The sequence below is a fragment of the Pseudomonas sp. HMWF021 genome, from assembly GCF_003061005.1.
In the GTDB taxonomy this organism is placed as follows: Bacteria; Pseudomonadota; Gammaproteobacteria; order Pseudomonadales; family Pseudomonadaceae; genus Aquipseudomonas.
This window is the reverse complement of record NZ_QAIK01000016.1, coordinates 1-16,375: the sequence shown is the minus strand read 5'-3', so window position 1 is coordinate 16,375 and position 16,375 is coordinate 1. Positions and strand designations below refer to the sequence as shown.

At 55.8% G+C, this 16,375-nt stretch carries 13 protein-coding genes and 1 tRNA gene; all 14 read right to left on the bottom strand.

Annotated elements, in window-relative coordinates; genetic code table 11:
* Positions 1–254: GTP-binding protein (locus DBR18_RS01345; RefSeq protein ID WP_256588492.1), on the bottom strand; the 254-nt coding region annotated here is incomplete at its 3' end.
* Between the two features lie 31 nt (positions 255–285).
* A complete protein-coding gene (fusA, locus tag DBR18_RS01340; RefSeq protein WP_007962223.1) occupies positions 286–2,391 on the bottom strand; it encodes an elongation factor G in 2,106 nt (701 codons plus the stop codon).
* A gap of 30 nt (positions 2,392–2,421) precedes the next feature.
* Positions 2,422–2,895, bottom strand: coding sequence for a 30S ribosomal protein S7 (gene rpsG, locus DBR18_RS01335; RefSeq protein ID WP_003228745.1), 474 nt, complete (start codon positions 2,893–2,895; stop codon positions 2,422–2,424).
* Positions 2,896–3,002: 107 nt separating this feature from the next.
* Positions 3,003–3,374 carry a 30S ribosomal protein S12 gene (gene rpsL, locus DBR18_RS01330; protein WP_003186084.1) on the bottom strand — a complete coding sequence of 124 codons (372 nt, stop codon included), beginning with the start codon at positions 3,372–3,374 and terminating at the stop codon, positions 3,003–3,005.
* Positions 3,375–3,589: 215 nt separating this feature from the next.
* Complete coding sequence (rpoC, locus tag DBR18_RS01325) at positions 3,590–7,789, bottom strand: DNA-directed RNA polymerase subunit beta' (RefSeq protein WP_007962225.1); 4,200 nt, start codon at positions 7,787–7,789, stop codon at positions 3,590–3,592.
* 63 nt (positions 7,790–7,852) lie between these two features.
* Positions 7,853–11,926, bottom strand: coding sequence for a DNA-directed RNA polymerase subunit beta (gene rpoB / locus DBR18_RS01320; RefSeq protein WP_007962226.1), 4,074 nt, complete (start codon positions 11,924–11,926; stop codon positions 7,853–7,855).
* A gap of 221 nt (positions 11,927–12,147) precedes the next feature.
* Positions 12,148–12,513 (bottom strand): 50S ribosomal protein L7/L12, encoded by a 366-nt coding sequence (gene rplL, locus DBR18_RS01315; protein WP_007962228.1) that lies wholly within the window; start codon positions 12,511–12,513, stop codon positions 12,148–12,150.
* Between the two features lie 74 nt (positions 12,514–12,587).
* Positions 12,588–13,088: a 50S ribosomal protein L10 gene (gene rplJ / locus DBR18_RS01310; RefSeq protein ID WP_003228752.1), complete on the bottom strand. Its 501-nt coding sequence runs from the start codon at positions 13,086–13,088 to the stop codon at positions 12,588–12,590.
* Positions 13,089–13,286: 198 nt separating this feature from the next.
* A complete protein-coding gene (gene rplA, locus DBR18_RS01305) occupies positions 13,287–13,982 on the bottom strand; it encodes a 50S ribosomal protein L1 (RefSeq protein ID WP_003228754.1) in 696 nt (231 codons plus the stop codon).
* A complete protein-coding gene (gene rplK, locus DBR18_RS01300) occupies positions 13,982–14,413 on the bottom strand; it encodes a 50S ribosomal protein L11 (protein WP_003228756.1) in 432 nt (143 codons plus the stop codon). Before rplK ends, rplA begins: the two co-directional genes overlap by 1 nt.
* Before the next feature lie 117 nt (positions 14,414–14,530).
* Positions 14,531–15,064, bottom strand: coding sequence for a transcription termination/antitermination protein NusG (nusG, locus tag DBR18_RS01295; protein WP_025113545.1), 534 nt, complete (start codon positions 15,062–15,064; stop codon positions 14,531–14,533).
* A gap of 9 nt (positions 15,065–15,073) precedes the next feature.
* On the bottom strand, positions 15,074–15,442 hold the full coding sequence (gene secE, locus DBR18_RS01290) for a preprotein translocase subunit SecE (RefSeq protein ID WP_108588977.1): 369 nt from the start codon (positions 15,440–15,442) through the stop codon (positions 15,074–15,076).
* Between the two features lie 45 nt (positions 15,443–15,487).
* A tRNA-Trp gene (locus tag DBR18_RS01285) sits at positions 15,488–15,563 on the bottom strand.
* A gap of 53 nt (positions 15,564–15,616) precedes the next feature.
* Positions 15,617–16,375, bottom strand: a 759-nt coding sequence (locus DBR18_RS01280) for an EF-Tu/IF-2/RF-3 family GTPase (RefSeq protein ID WP_256588491.1), incomplete at its 5' end; no start/stop codon positions are given.

Genomic DNA, 16,375 nt, shown 5'->3' with positions numbered 1-16,375 from the left:
TGACCTGGGCAGTCAACGTGAGCGTAGTGACGGATCAGCGAGTTGTACTCAACGTGCGCGGTGTTGATGGTGATACCGCGAGCTTTTTCTTCTGGAGCGCTGTCGATCTTGTCGAATTCAACTACGGCCGAACCGAAAACTTCGGAGCAAACGCGAGTCAGAGCAGCGGTCAGAGTGGTTTTACCGTGGTCAACGTGACCGATGGTGCCAACGTTGACGTGCGGTAGGGAACGATCAAATTTTTCTTTAGCCACGACAATTAACTCCTAGCCTAAAGGGGCTGAATCAGCCTTGTTTTTTGGTTACGGATTCGACGATGTGCGACGGAGCCGTATCGTATTTTTTGAATTCCATAGAGTAGCTTGCGCGACCCTGGGACATGGAACGGACGTCGGTCGCATAACCGAACATCTCACCCAGTGGAACCTCGGCACGGATAACCTTGCCGGACACTGTGTCTTCCATACCCTGGATCATGCCGCGACGACGGTTAAGGTCGCCCATTACATCACCCATATAGTCTTCAGGCGTAACAACCTCTACCGCCATGATCGGCTCGAGCAACTCACCACCACCCTTCTGGGCCAGTTGCTTGGTCGCCATGGAAGCAGCCACTTTAAACGCCATCTCGTTGGAGTCGACGTCGTGGTAAGAACCATCGAACACGGTAGCCTTCAGGCCGATCAGCGGATAGCCGGCAACAACGCCGTTCTTCATCTGCTCTTCGATACCTTTCTGGATAGCCGGGATGTATTCCTTAGGAACCACACCACCTACAACTTCGTTCACGAATTGCAGACCTTCCTGACCTTCATCAGCAGGAGCAAAACGGATCCAGCAGTGACCGAACTGGCCGCGACCACCGGACTGACGAACGAACTTGCCTTCGATTTCACAGTTCTTCGTGATGCGCTCACGATACGAAACCTGAGGCTTGCCGATGTTGGCTTCGACGTTGAACTCACGGCGCATCCGGTCAACCAGGATGTCCAGGTGCAGCTCGCCCATGCCGGAGATGATCGTTTGACCAGTCTCTTCATCAGTTTTAACGCGGAAAGAAGGGTCTTCCTGAGCAAGCTTGCCCAGAGCGATACCCATTTTTTCCTGGTCATCCTTGGTCTTAGGCTCTACGGCAACCGAAATAACCGGCTCCGGGAAGTCCATGCGAACCAGGATGATTGGCTTGTCAGCGTTGCAGAGGGTCTCACCAGTGGTGACGTCCTTCATGCCGATCAAGGCCGCGATGTCGCCAGCGCGTACTTCCTTGATCTCTTCACGGGCGTTTGCGTGCATTTGCACCATACGACCCACGCGCTCTTTTTTGCCTTTAACCGAGTTGATCACGCCGTCGCCGGAGTTCAACACGCCCGAGTAAACACGGACGAAGGTCAAGGTACCCACGAATGGGTCGGTAGCGATTTTGAACGCCAGTGCCGCGAACGGCTCGTCGTCACTTGCGTGACGCTCCATTTCCTCTTCCTCGTTATCAGGGTTCGAGCCCTTGATAGCTGGAATGTCGGTTGGAGCAGGCAGGAAGTCGATAACGGCGTCGAGAACCAGGGGAACGCCCTTGTTCTTGAACGACGAACCGCACACAGCCAGAACGATTTCGCCAGCGATAGTACGCTGACGCAGAGCGGCCTTGATCTCTTCGATCGACAGCTCTTCGCCTTCCAGGTACTTGTTCATCAGCTCTTCACTGGCTTCGGCCGCAGCTTCAACCATGTTGCTGCGCCACTCAGTAGCCAGCTCGAGCATGTCCGCAGGGATTTCCTTGCGAACAGGAACCATACCCTTGTCGGAGTCGTTCCAGTAAACAGCCTGCATGTTGATCAGGTCGATCTGGCCCTGGAAGTTGTCTTCCGAACCGATAGCCAGCTGAATCGGCACCGGAGTGTGACCCAGACGCTGTTTGATCTGACCGATCACGCGCAGGAAGTTGGCACCAGCACGGTCCATCTTGTTTACGTAAACAAGACGTGGAACACCGTATTTGTTGGCCTGACGCCATACGGTTTCCGACTGAGGCTCAACACCCGAAGTACCGCAGAATACAACCACAGCGCCGTCGAGTACGCGCAGGGAACGTTCAACTTCAATGGTGAAGTCTACGTGGCCCGGGGTATCGATGACGTTGAAGCGGTGCTCGTGAGGATACTGCTTCTCGGAACCTTTCCAGAAGGCGGTAATAGCAGCAGAAGTAATGGTAATACCACGCTCCTGCTCCTGAACCATCCAGTCTGTGGTCGCGGCGCCGTCATGCACCTCGCCCATTTTGTGACTTTTGCCAGTGTAAAAAAGGACGCGCTCGGTGGTGGTGGTTTTACCAGCATCCACGTGAGCGACGATACCAATGTTACGGTAGCGACTAATCGGAGTAGTACGAGCCATAAAGCCCTCGCAAAATTAGTGAAGCTAAAATTAGAAGCGGTAGTGCGAGAAAGCTTTGTTGGCTTCGGCCATACGGTGCACGTCTTCACGCTTCTTAACAGCAGCACCTTTACCTTCAGCAGCATCCAGCAGTTCGCCAGCCAAGCGCAGAGCCATAGACTTCTCGCCACGCTTACGGGCGAAGTCTACCAACCAGCGCATTGCCAGAGCGTTACGGCGGGAAGGACGAACCTCGACCGGAACCTGGTAAGTAGCACCACCAACGCGGCGCGACTTCACTTCGACCAGCGGAGCGATGGCGTCGAGTGCTTTTTCGAAGAGTTCCAGGGGATCGGTGCCGGCCTTACGAGCCTTCACGGTTTCCAGGGCACCATAAACGATACGCTCGGCAACGGCTTTCTTGCCGCTTTCCATAACGTGGTTCATGAATTTGGCGAGGATCTGGCTTCCGTATTTCGGATCGTCCAGAATCTCACGCTTTGCTGCTACGCGACGTCTTGGCATGATAAGCCCTCAAGCGGTCTTCAGGTTAGTTCGGGACAGATCCAGTGGATGCAAGCCCGACCTTACTCTTATCGACTCAATAAAATGAAAATCTGCAAAACGGCCGATTACTTCGGACGCTTGGTACCGTACTTCGAACGACCCTGGTTACGGCCTTTAACGCCGGAAGTATCCAAGGAGCCGCGAACGGTGTGGTAACGAACACCTGGCAAGTCTTTTACACGACCGCCGCGGATCAGTACCACGCTGTGCTCTTGCAGGTTGTGGCCTTCACCACCGATGTACGAGGAAACCTCGAAACCGTTGGTCAGACGCACACGGCATACTTTACGCAGTGCCGAGTTAGGTTTTTTCGGCGTAGTGGTGTACACACGGGTGCACACGCCACGACGTTGCGGGCAGTTCTGCAGCGCAGGTACGTCGGATTTCTCGACGATACGCTTACGCGGCTGACGTACCAGCTGGTTGATAGTTGCCATCTACTAGCTCCACTGTTGTCTTGCGACGCTATTGTCTTGCAAGAAAAGCAAAATGACAGGAACGGATTCCCGCCAAATTTAGGGGATCAAGAGTCTAAAGAGGATCTTGCCCCCAGTCAAGGCAAGGCCCCGACCTCCCCGCCCGTCGAACCTTGACAATTTGTCTCGATTCGACGAACGGAGCGATCAGGGCCTCAACTTATTTTCCGCAGAACTCAGTTACCGCTCGAGTTCAGCGCTTCGGTCAGTGCAGCTTCCACTTCACTGGCGCTTACGCGCAACGGCTTGTCAGCATCACGGCGACGCTTGCGCTCGCTGTGATAAGCCAGACCGGTACCGGCCGGGATCAGACGACCCACAACCACGTTTTCTTTCAGGCCGCGCAGGTAGTCGCGCTTGCCGGTGACTGCCGCTTCGGTCAGTACGCGAGTGGTTTCCTGGAAGGAAGCCGCCGAGATGAACGATTCGGTCGACAACGACGCCTTGGTGATACCCAGCAGAACGCGGGTGAACTTGGAGACAAATTTGTCTTCCGCGTTCAGACGCTCGTTCTCTACCAGTACGTGAGTCAGTTCCATCTGGTCGCCCTTGATGAAGCTGGAATCGCCGGACTCGGAGATCTCAACTTTACGCAGCATCTGACGCAGGATGGTCTCGATGTGCTTGTCGTTGATCTTCACGCCTTGCAGACGGTAAACGTCCTGGATCTCGTTCACGATGTACTTGGCCAGCGCGCTCACACCCAGCAGACGCAGGATGTCGTGCGGATCGCTTGGACCGTCGGAGATAACTTCGCCGCGGTTTACCTGTTCGCCTTCGAACACGTTCAGGTGACGCCACTTCGGAATCAGCTCTTCGTACGGATCGCTACCGTCGTTCGGGGTAATGACCAGACGGCGTTTGCCTTTGGTCTCTTTACCGAACGCGATGGTGCCGCTGACTTCAGCCAGAATCGACGCTTCTTTCGGACGACGAGCTTCGAACAGGTCGGCAACACGCGGCAGACCACCGGTGATGTCGCGAGTTTTCGAAGTTTCTTGCGGGATACGAGCGATAACATCACCGATCGCGATCTTCGCACCGTCCGCAACACCGACCAGGGCGTTGGCTGGCAGGAAGTACTGAGCGATAACGTCAGTGCCTGGCAGCAACAGATCCTTGCCGTTGTCGTCGACCATCTTCACTGCTGGACGGATTTCCTTGCCCGCAGCTGGACGATCTTTCGCGTCGAGTACTTCAATGTTGGTCATACCGGTCAATTCGTCAGTCTGACGCTTGATCGTGATGCCTTCTTCCATGCCCACGTAGGTCACGGTACCTTTCATTTCGGTAACGATCGGGTGAGTGTGCGGATCCCACTTGGCCACGATTGCGCCAGCGTCGACCTTGTCACCTTCTTTAACCGAAATCACAGCACCGTACGGCAGCTTGTAACGCTCGCGCTCACGACCGAAGTCATCAGCGATTGCCAGCTCACCGGAACGGGACACAGCAACCAGGTGGCCATCCACACGCTCAACGTGTTTCAGGTTGTGCAGACGGACAGTACCGCCATTCTTCACCTGAACGCTGTCGGCAGCGGAAGTACGGCTTGCCGCACCACCGATGTGGAACGTACGCATGGTCAGCTGGGTACCCGGCTCACCGATGGACTGGGCAGCGATAACGCCGACCGCTTCACCGATGTTCACCTGGTGACCACGCGCCAGATCACGGCCGTAGCACTTGGCGCAAATGCCATAGCGGGTTTCGCAGCTGATCGGCGAACGCACGATCACTTCGTCGATGCTGTTCAGCTCGATGAACTCGACCCACTTCTCGTCAACCAGGGTACCGGCAGGAACGATGACGTCCTCGGTGCCTGGCTTGAATACGTCACGGGCAATAACACGACCCAATACGCGCTCACCCAACGGCTCTACAACGTCACCGCCTTCAATGTGCGGAGTCATCAGCAGACCGTGTTCGGTGCCGCAATCGATCTCGGTTACAACCAGATCCTGCGCCACGTCTACCAGACGACGAGTCAGGTAACCGGAGTTCGCAGTTTTCAACGCGGTATCCGCCAGACCTTTACGAGCACCGTGAGTCGAGATGAAGTACTGGAGTACGCTCAGACCTTCACGGAAGTTCGCAGTAATCGGCGTTTCAATGATGGAACCGTCCGGCTTGGCCATCAGACCACGCATACCGGCCAGCTGACGAATCTGTGCTGCGGAACCCCGCGCACCCGAGTCGGCCATCATGTACATCGAGTTGAAGGACTCTTGGTCGACTTCGTCGCCGTGACGGTCGATGACTTTCTCTTTCGAGAGGTTGGCCATCATCGCCTTGGAAACTTCGTCGTTCGCCTTCGACCAAAGGTCGATCACTTTGTTGTACTTCTCGCCCTGGGTTACCAGGCCGGAGGCGTACTGGCTCTCGATCTCTTTCACTTCGTCGGTGGCTGCACCGATGATGCGGGCTTTTTCGTCCGGGATAACGAAGTCGTTAACACCGATGGAAACGCCGGAGATGGTCGAGTAAGCGAAACCGGTGTACATCAACTGGTCAGCGAAGATCACGGTCTCTTTCAGACCAACCACGCGGTAGCACTGGTTGATCAGCTTGGAGATCGCCTTTTTCTTCATCGGCAAGTTGACGACGTCGTACGACAGGCCTTTTGGCACAACCTGGAACAGCAGCGCACGGCCGACGGTGGTGTCGACGATACGGGTACCGCTCACGCTGTTGCCGTCACGGTCGTTGACGGTTTCGTTGATACGAACCTTGACCTTGGCGTGCAGTGCGGCTTCGCCGGCACGGAACACACGGTCAACTTCCTGCAGATCCGCGAACACACGACCTTCGCCCTTGGCGTTGATCGCTTCACGAGTCATGTAGTACAGACCCAATACAACGTCCTGCGACGGAACGATGATTGGCTCACCGTTGGCTGGCGACAGAATGTTGTTGGTCGACATCATCAACGCACGCGCTTCGAGCTGGGCTTCCAGCGTCAGCGGTACGTGCACGGCCATTTGGTCGCCGTCGAAGTCGGCGTTGTACGCGGCGCAGACCAGCGGGTGCAGCTGGATAGCCTTACCTTCGATCAGTACCGGTTCAAACGCCTGGATACCCAGACGGTGAAGGGTCGGTGCACGGTTGAGAAGAACCGGGTGTTCGCGAATCACTTCAGCGAGAACGTCCCAAACCTCTGGCAGTTCGCGCTCGACCATTTTCTTGGCCGCTTTGATGGTGGTCGCCAGACCACGCATTTCCAGCTTGCCGAAAATGAACGGTTTGAACAGCTCGAGAGCCATCTTCTTCGGCAGACCGCACTGGTGCAGACGCAGGGTCGGACCTACGGTAATTACCGAACGACCGGAGTAGTCAACACGCTTACCGAGCAAGTTCTGACGGAAACGACCCTGCTTACCCTTGATCATGTCAGCCAGGGATTTCAGAGGACGCTTGTTCGAACCGGTGATAGCGCGGCCACGACGACCGTTGTCGAGCAGTGCATCGACAGCTTCCTGCAACATACGCTTTTCGTTGCGCACGATGATGTCCGGAGCGGACAGATCCAGCAGGCGCTTCAAACGGTTGTTACGGTTGATCACTCGACGATACAGATCGTTGAGGTCGGAAGTCGCGAAGCGACCGCCATCCAGCGGGACCAGTGGACGCAGATCTGGCGGCAGAACCGGCAGAACGGTCAGCACCATCCACTCTGGCAGGTTGCCGGAACCCTGGAAGGCTTCCATCAACTTCAGACGCTTGGACAGCTTCTTGATCTTGGTTTCCGAGTTGGTTTGCGGAATCTCTTCGCGCAGACGACCAATCTCGTGCTCCAGGTCGATAGCGTGCAGCAGTTCACGGACAGCCTCAGCACCCATGCGGGCGTCGAAGTCGTCACCGAACTCTTCCAGCGCTTCGAAGTACTGCTCGTCGTTCAGCAGTTGACCTTTTTCAAGGGTGGTCATGCCCGGGTCGATAACGACATAGCTCTCGAAGTAGAGAACGCGCTCGATATCACGCAGGGTCATGTCCATCAGCAGGCCGATACGGGACGGCAGCGATTTCAGGAACCAGATGTGGGCAACTGGCGAAGCCAGTTCGATGTGCGCCATGCGCTCACGACGAACCTTGGCCAGTGCAACTTCAACGCCGCACTTCTCGCAGATCACACCACGGTGCTTCAAGCGCTTGTACTTACCGCACAGGCACTCGTAATCCTTTACCGGGCCAAAGATCTTGGCGCAGAACAGACCGTCACGCTCGGGTTTGAACGTACGGTAGTTGATGGTTTCCGGCTTTTTAACTTCACCGAACGACCACGAGCGGATCATCTCAGGCGAGGCCAATCCGATACGGATGGCGTCGAACTCTTCGACTTGACCCTGGTTTTTCAGCAAATTCAGTAGGTCTTTCAAGGCCTTTCCTCCTGGCGGAGCAGAGAGCGAGCAATCCTGCCCCGCTCTCGATCGCGTCACGTGTTATTCGGTTTCCAGATCGATATCGATGCCGAGGGAACGAATTTCCTTGATCAACACGTTGAAGGACTCGGGCATGCCCGGCTCCATACGGTGATCGCCATCCACGATGTTTTTGTACATCTTGGTACGGCCGTTCACATCGTCCGACTTCACTGTGAGCATTTCTTGCAGAGTGTAAGCAGCACCGTATGCTTCCAGTGCCCAGACCTCCATCTCCCCGAAACGCTGACCACCGAACTGCGCCTTACCACCCAGCGGCTGCTGGGTAACCAGGCTGTACGAACCGGTAGAACGCGCGTGCATCTTGTCGTCTACCAAGTGGTTCAGCTTCAGCATGTACATGTAGCCAACGGTAACTGGACGCTCGAACTTGTTGCCGGTACGGCCGTCAGTCAGCTGCATCTGGCCGCTTTCCGGCAGGTCTGCCAGTTTCAGCATGGCCTTGATTTCGCTTTCCTTGGCGCCGTCGAACACTGGAGTGGCCATTGGAACGCCGCCACGCAGGTTCTTCGCCAGATCCAGGATTTCCTGATCGGAGAAGCTGTCCAGATCTTCGTTACGACCGCCGATCTGGTTGTAGATCTCGTCCAGGAAGGTGCGCAGTTCAGCGACTTTACGCTGCTCTTCGACCATCCGGTTGATCTTCTCGCCCAGACCTTTGGCCGCGAGGCCCAGGTGGGTTTCAAGGATCTGACCAACGTTCATACGCGAAGGTACGCCCAACGGGTTGAGGACGACGTCGACCGGGGTGCCATTGGCATCGTGCGGCATGTCTTCAACCGGCATGATCACGGAGACCACACCTTTGTTACCGTGACGACCGGCCATCTTGTCGCCCGGCTGGATGCGACGACGGATTGCCAGGTAAACCTTGACGATTTTCAGCACGCCTGGAGCCAGGTCATCGCCCTGCTGCAGTTTGCGCTTCTTGTCTTCGAACTTGTCGTCCAGCAGACGGCGACGATCAACGATGTAGGCCTGAGCCTTCTCGAGCTGCTCGTTCAGAGCATCTTCAGCCATGCGCAGTTTGAACCACTGACCATGCTCAAGACCGTCGAGAACTTCGTCGGTGATGTCCTGACCTTTCTTCAGACCGGCGCCGCCTTCAGCCTTGTGGCCTACCAGAGCGGAGCGCAGACGTTCGAAGGTCGCGCCTTCAACGATACGGAACTCTTCGTTCAGATCCTTGCGGATCTCGTCCAGCTGGGACTTCTCGATCGACAGTGCACGAGCATCACGCTCAACGCCGTCGCGGGTGAAGACCTGAACGTCGATGACAGTACCTTTGGTACCGGTAGGTACACGCAGGGAAGTGTCTTTAACGTCGCTGGCTTTTTCACCGAAGATCGCACGCAGCAGTTTTTCTTCCGGAGTCAGTTGGGTCTCGCCTTTCGGAGTGACCTTACCGACCAGAATATCGCCTGCGCCTACTTCAGCACCTACGTAAACGATACCGGCTTCGTCCAGCTTGTTCAGTGCAGCTTCACCCACGTTCGGGATGTCCGCAGTGATTTCCTCTGGACCAAGCTTGGTGTCACGGGCCACACAGGTCAGTTCCTGAATGTGGATCGTGGTGAAACGGTCTTCCTGAACCACACGCTCGGACAGGCAGATGGAGTCTTCGAAGTTGAAGCCGTTCCATGCCATGAACGCGATGCGCATGTTCTGACCCAGTGCCAGTTCACCCATGTCGGTGGACGGGCCGTCGGCCATGATGTCGCTACGCTGAACGCGATCACCCTTGCTCACCAGCGGACGCTGGTTGATGCAGGTGTTCTGGTTCGAGCGGGTGTATTTGGTCAGGTTGTAGATGTCGACACCAGCTTCGCCGGTTTCAACTTCGTCATCGGCAACACGAACCACGATACGGCTGGCATCAACGGAGTCGATCACGCCACCACGACGAGCCACGACGCAAACGCCGGAGTCGCGAGCCACGTTACGCTCCATGCCGGTACCTACCAGCGGCTTGTCAGCGCGCAGGGTTGGTACAGCTTGACGCTGCATGTTCGAACCCATCAACGCACGGTTGGCGTCGTCGTGCTCGAGGAACGGAATCAGCGACGCTGCGACCGAAACTACCTGCTTCGGCGAAACGTCCATCAGGGTGACGTCTTCCGGCGCCTTGACGGTGAATTCGTTCAGGTGACGTACGGCTACCAGTTCGTCGATCAGGACTTTCTGGTCGTTCATGGTCGCCGAAGCCTGTGCGATCACGTGATCGGCTTCTTCAATGGCGGACAGGAACACGATCTCGTCGGTGACCACGCCTTCTTTCACCACACGGTACGGGCTTTCAAGGAAGCCGTACTGGTTGGTGCGGGCATAAGCAGCCAGGGAGTTGATCAGACCGATGTTCGGACCTTCCGGCGTTTCAATCGGGCATACACGACCGTAATGAGTCGGGTGTACGTCACGGACTTCGAAGCCTGCACGCTCACGAGTCAGACCGCCAGGGCCGAGTGCAGAGACACGACGCTTGTGGGTGATCTCGGACAGCGGGTTGTTCTGGTCCATGAACTGCGAGAGCTGGCTGGAACCGAAGAACTCTTTCACCGCCGCAGCCACTGGCTTGGCGTTGATCAGGTCTTGCGGCATCAGGCCTTCGCTTTCAGCCATCGACAGACGCTCTTTGACCGCACGCTCAACACGTACCAGGCCAACGCGGAACTGGTTCTCGGCCATTTCGCCTACGCAGCGAACACGACGGTTACCCAGGTGGTCGATGTCATCGACGATACCTTTACCGTTACGGATGTCGACCAGGGTCTTCAGTACCGCGACGATGTCTTCCTTGCACAGCACACCCGAACCTTCGATCTCGGTACGACCGATACGACGGTTGAACTTCATCCGGCCGACCGCAGACAGGTCATAGCGCTCAGGACTGAAGAACAGGTTGTTGAACAGGGTCTCGGCAGCGTCTTTGGTTGGCGGCTCGCCTGGACGCATCATGCGATAGATCTCTACCAGCGCTTCCAATTGGTTGCTGGTGGAGTCGATCTTCAACGTGTCGGAGATGAACGGACCGCAGTCGATGTCGTTGGTGTACAGAGTTTCGATGCGAACAACGCCGGCCTTGGCGATTTTCGCCAGGACTTCAGTCGACAGCTCGGTGTTGCACTCTGCCAGGATTTCGCCGGTGGCCGGATGCACGATGACCTTGGCGGTAGTGCGACCCAGGACGTAGTCCAGAGGCACGTCCAGCTCTTTGATCCCGGCTTTTTCCAGCTGGTTGATGTGGCGGGCGGTAATACGACGGCCCTGCTCGACAATCACCTTGCCTTTATCGTCCTGGATATCGAGGACAGCCACTTCACCGCGCAGACGCTGAGGCACCAGCTCCAGGCTCAGGCCTTCGCCTTTAACGTGGAATACGTTGGTGGTGTAGAACGCGTCCAGCACTTCTTCGGTGGTGTAGCCCAGCGCGCGCAGCAGTACCGAGGCCGGCAGCTTGCGACGACGGTCGATACGCACGAATACGCAGTCTTTCGGGTCGAACTCGAAGTCCAGCCACGAACCGCGGTAAGGAATGATGCGCGCGGAGTACAGCAGTTTACCGGAGCTGTGCGTCTTGCCGCGGTCGTGGTCGAAGAACACGCCCGGGGAACGGTGCAGCTGGGAAACGATAACACGCTCGGTACCGTTGATTACGAAGGTACCGTTCTCAGTCATCAATGGGATTTCGCCCATGTAGACTTCTTGCTCTTTGATGTCCTTGATCGCTTTGTTCGACGATTCTTTGTCGAAAATGATCAGGCGCACTTTTACCCGCAAAGGTACGGCGAAAGTTACACCGCGCAATACGCATTCTTTGACATCAAATGCCGGTTCGCCCAGGCGATAACCGACGTACTCCAGCGCAGCATTGCCGGAGTAGCTGATGATCGGGAAAACGGATTTGAAGGCCGCATGCAGACCCACGTCGCGGAACTGATCTTTAGTCGCTCCCGCTTGCAAGAATTCACGATACGAATCCAGCTGGATGGCCAGGAGGTACGGCACATCCATGACGTCCGGCAACTTGCTAAAGTCCTTGCGGATACGTTTTTTCTCAGTATATGAGTAAGCCATCAGCGTTCCCCAGCTTGGTCACCTGCTTGTTTGGCCCCTCCCGACGGGAGCAGCCAGAAAATCGTGCAAACCCCATGGTTTGCGCCACCGCATCGGGTGGTTACAGCGCCTTTATCAGCACCGACCCAGTCGGCTGCCAATAACGGAAAAAGGCCGGTGGCAAGAGCCACCAGCCATCAGCCTGTCGCTTGACGCTCGGGCTGGAGGAGCAAAGTCGATACTTATTTCAGTTCGACTTTAGCGCCTGCTTCTTCCAGCTTCTTCTTGGCGTCTTCAGCAGCTTCTTTCGAAACGCCTTCAGCTACAACCTGAGGAGCGCCGTCTACTTTCTCTTTGGCTTCTTTCAGGCCCAGACCGGTCAGTTCACGAACTGCCTTGATCACGTTAACCTTCTTCTCGCCAGCTTCCAGCAGAACAACGTTGAACTCGGTTTGCTCTTCAACAGCAGCAGCAGCTACAGCTGGGCCAGCCGAAGCGGCAGCAGCGGTAACACCGAAGGTTTCTTCCATCGCTTTGATCAGCTCAACGATTTCCACTACGGATTTCTGGCCGATTGCTTCGATGATTTGTTCGTTAGTCAGAGACATGACTCAATTCCTGAATTGGGGGACGGCCTACGCGACCATCGAAATAAACAAAAAACGCGAGAAGTTGACGAGCCTTAGGCTGCGGCAGCTTCTTTCTGGTCGCGAATTGCCGCCAGAGTACGAGCCAACTTGCTGGTAGCGCCTTGAATCACGCTCATCAGCTGAGAAATTGCTTCGTCACGGGTCGGCAGAGTTGCCAGTACGTCGATCTGATTAGCTGCGAGGAACTTGCCCTCGAACGCAGCTGCCTTGATCTCGAACTTGTCCTGACCCTTGGCAAACTCTTTGAAGATACGGGCAGCAGCGCCCGGATGTTCGTTCGAGAATGCAATCAGGGTCGGGCCGGTGAACACGTCGTTGAGAACACTGTATTCAGTGTCAGCAACAGCGCGCTTGAGCAGAGTGTTACGTACAACGCGTACGTAAACGCCAGCTTCACGAGCCTCTTTACGGAGTCCGGTCATTGCGCCTACTGTTACGCCACGGGCATCAACCACGACAGCGGACAGAGCGACTTTGGCAGCCTCGTTGACTTCAGCGACGATGGCCTTCTTGTCTTCGAGATTAATTGCCACGGGTTTAACTCCTGCTTGTTACCGTTTCATTCGATCGGAACCGAATGTCGTTTTGGTGTCTGATTCGGTAAGGAACCGGGAGCACCATCTGCGTAGGCTTATGGTTTAAGACTTGCGTCGCCTACGGTCTTGGATAGCCCCCGCCAGGCAGGGACCCCAATCTTTCAATTGGCGCGATCAGTCGCGCCAACCTTTGTCTTACGCGTCCAGCGAGCTCTGGTCGATAACCAGACCTGGGCCCATAGTGGTGCTCAGGGTAACGCGCTTGACGTAGATACCTTTCGAGGAAGCTGGCTTGATACGCTTCAGATCAGCGATCAGGGCTTCAACGTTTTCCTTCAGCTTGACGGCATCGAAGCCGATCTTGCCAACGGAAGTGTGGATGATGCCGTTTTTGTCGGTGCGATAACGAACCTGACCAGCCTTGGCGTTTTTAACCGCGGTAGCTACGTCTGGAGTTACGGTGCCGACTTTCGGGTTAGGCATCAGGCCACGTGGACCGAGGATCTGACCCAGTTGACCTACAACGCGCATGGCATCCGGGGATGCGATCACTACGTCATAGTTCAGGTCGCCGCCTTTCATTTCGGCAGCCAGGTCGTCCATACCTACACGGTCAGCGCCGGCAGCCAGAGCGGCCTCAGCAGCTGGACCCTGGGTGAACACAGCAACGCGAACGGTCTTGCCAGTGCCGTGTGGCAGCACAGTAGCGCTACGAACAACCTGGTCGGATTTACGCGGGTCTACACCCAGGTTTACAGCAACGTCGAACGACTCGCTGAACTTGACAGTCGACAGCTCAGCCAGCAGAGCAGCAGCGTCTACAATGTTGTAGGCCTTGCCTGCTTCGATTTTGCCGGCGATAGCCTTTTGACGCTTGGTCAGCTTAGCCATTACACACCCTCCACGTTAAGGCCCATGCTACGAGCAGAACCGGCGATAGTACGCACGGCTGCATCCATATCAGCTGCAGTCAGATCCGCGTTTTTGGTTTTCGCGATTTCTTCCAGCTGAGCACGGGTAACAGTGCCAACCTTAACGGTGTTCGGACGAGCGGAACCGCTGGTCAGACCGGCCGCCTTCTTCAGCAGAACCGAAGCAGGGGTGGATTTGGTTTCGAAAGTGAAGCTACGGTCGCTGTAGACAGTGATGATCACTGGAGTCGGCAGACCTGCTTCAAGACCCTGAGTACGGGCGTTGAAAGCCTTGCAGAATTCCATGATGTTCACGCCGTGCTGACCCAGTGCAGGACCAACAGGTGGACTTGGGTTAGCCTGAGCGGCCTTCACTTGCAGCTTGATGTAAGCGGTAATCTTCTTGGCCATGAGGCACTCCAATTACGGGTTCGAACGCCTCGAAAGGCTCCCCGGTTACTTGCGCGTTTATCCCAGTGACGACAAAACCCCACAGCCTAGGGCTGCGGGGTTGGGATGCTTGCTCAGTTAGACCTTTTCGACCTGACTGAACTCCAACTCTACCGGAGTAGAGCGACCGAAAATAAGCACCGCCACCTGGACGCGGCTTTTTTCGTAGTTAACTTCTTCGACAGTACCGTTAAAGTCCGCGAATGGACCATCAGTAACGCGAACCACTTCACCCGGCTCAAACAGAGTCTTCGGCTTCGGCTTGTCGCTACCATCAGCCACACGACGCAGAATGGCTTCCGCCTCTTTGTCGGTAATTGGCGCAGGCTTGTCGGCGGTACCGCCAATGAAGCCCATCACCCGAGGAGTATCCTTGACCAAGTGCCAAGTACCCTCATTCATATCCATCTGAACCAGCACGTAGCCTGGGAAGAACTTGCGTTCGCTTTTGCGCTTCTGGCCATTACGCATTTCAACCACTTCTTCAGTGGGAACCAGAATCTCGCCAAAGCCATCTTCCATGCCAGCCAGCTTTACGCGCTCGATCAGCGAGCGCATCACATGCTTCTCGTAACCCGAGTAAGCATGCACAACATACCAACGCTTAGCCACGGGACACCCTTAGCCGACAATCAAGGAAACAAGCCAGCCTAGCAGGGAATCAACACCCCACAACAGCAACGCCATAACGATAACCACAGCAACAACGATCAACGTTGTCTGCGTGGTTTCCTGGCGAGTTGGCCATACGACTTTACGAATCTCAGTGCGCGCTTCCTTAACCAGTACAAAGAAAGCCTTGCCCTTCGCCGTCTGCAAGCCTACAAAGGCAGCTACAGCAGCAATGGCAAGCAATGCGAGTACACGGTACAGGATCGGCGAAGCAGCGTAATACTGATTGCCAACAACGCCAACAACCACCAAAGCAACTACCACTAGCCACTTGAGCAGATCGAAGCGAGAGCCTTGAGCTTCAGCTTTAGGAGTCATCTATGAAGATCCTGTGAAAAGAAAGCCAGACACACCGAGTGAATCTGGCAGGTCAGGAGGGAATCGAACCCCCAACCTACGGTTTTGGAGACCGTCGCTCTGCCAATTGAGCTACTGACCTAAAACAAAATCAGGCCGACCATTATGCCGGCCTGAAAAATACATTACAACCGCTTATTCGATGATTTTAGCTACGACGCCGGCGCCGACGGTACGACCGCCTTCACGGATAGCGAAACGCAGACCGTCTTCCATCGCGATGGTTTTGATCAGGGTAACAGTCATCTGAATGTTGTCACCTGGCATTACCATTTCAACGCCTTCTGGCAGCTCGCAGTTACCAGTCACGTCAGTAGTACGGAAGTAGAACTGTGGACGGTAGCCTTTGAAGAACGGAGTGTGACGACCGCCTTCTTCCTTGCTCAGAACGTAAACTTCTGCAGTGAACTTGGTGTGCGGCTTAACCGAACCTGGCTTGACCAGAACCTGGCCACGCTCAACGTCGTCACGCTTGGTACCACGCAGCAGAACGCCGCAGTTCTCGCCAGCACGACCTTCGTCGAGCAGCTTGCGGAACATTTCAACACCGGTGCAGGTGGTGGTGGTGGTGTCACGCAGACCAACGATTTCCAGTGCATCTTGAACGCGAACGATACCGCGCTCGATACGACCAGTCACAACAGTACCGCGACCCGAGATCGAGAACACGTCTTCGATTGGCATCAGGAACGGCTTGTCGATCATGCGAACTGGTTCTGGGATGTAGCTGTCCAGAGTTTCAACCAGCTTCTTGACGGCAGTGGTGCCCATCTCGTTGTCGTCTTTGCCTTCCAGCGCCATACGAGCCGAACCGATGATGATTGGAGTGTCATCGCCCGGGAAGTCGTAGGTGGACAGCAGGTCGCGAACTTCCATCTCAACCAGTTCCAGCAG

Bases quoted from the DNA above. Each gene is read 5' to 3' on its own strand.
- rpoB (WP_007962226.1), bottom strand. From the start codon at position 11,926: ATGGCTTACTCATATACTGAGAAAAAACGTATCCGCAAGGACTTTAGC.
- rplA (WP_003228754.1), bottom strand. From the start codon at position 13,982: ATGGCTAAGCTGACCAAGCGTCAAAAGGCTATCGCCGGCAAAATCGAA.
- fusA (WP_007962223.1), bottom strand. From the start codon at position 2,391: ATGGCTCGTACTACTCCGATTAGTCGCTACCGTAACATTGGTATCGTC.
- rpsL (WP_003186084.1), bottom strand. From the start codon at position 3,374: ATGGCAACTATCAACCAGCTGGTACGTCAGCCGCGTAAGCGTATCGTC.
- secE (WP_108588977.1), bottom strand. From the start codon at position 15,442: ATGACTCCTAAAGCTGAAGCTCAAGGCTCTCGCTTCGATCTGCTCAAG.
- rplK (WP_003228756.1), bottom strand. From the start codon at position 14,413: ATGGCCAAGAAGATTACCGCTTACATCAAGCTGCAAGTGAAGGCCGCT.
- rplL (WP_007962228.1), bottom strand. From the start codon at position 12,513: ATGTCTCTGACTAACGAACAAATCATCGAAGCAATCGGCCAGAAATCC.
- rpsG (WP_003228745.1), bottom strand. From the start codon at position 2,895: ATGCCAAGACGTCGCGTAGCAGCAAAGCGTGAGATTCTGGACGATCCG.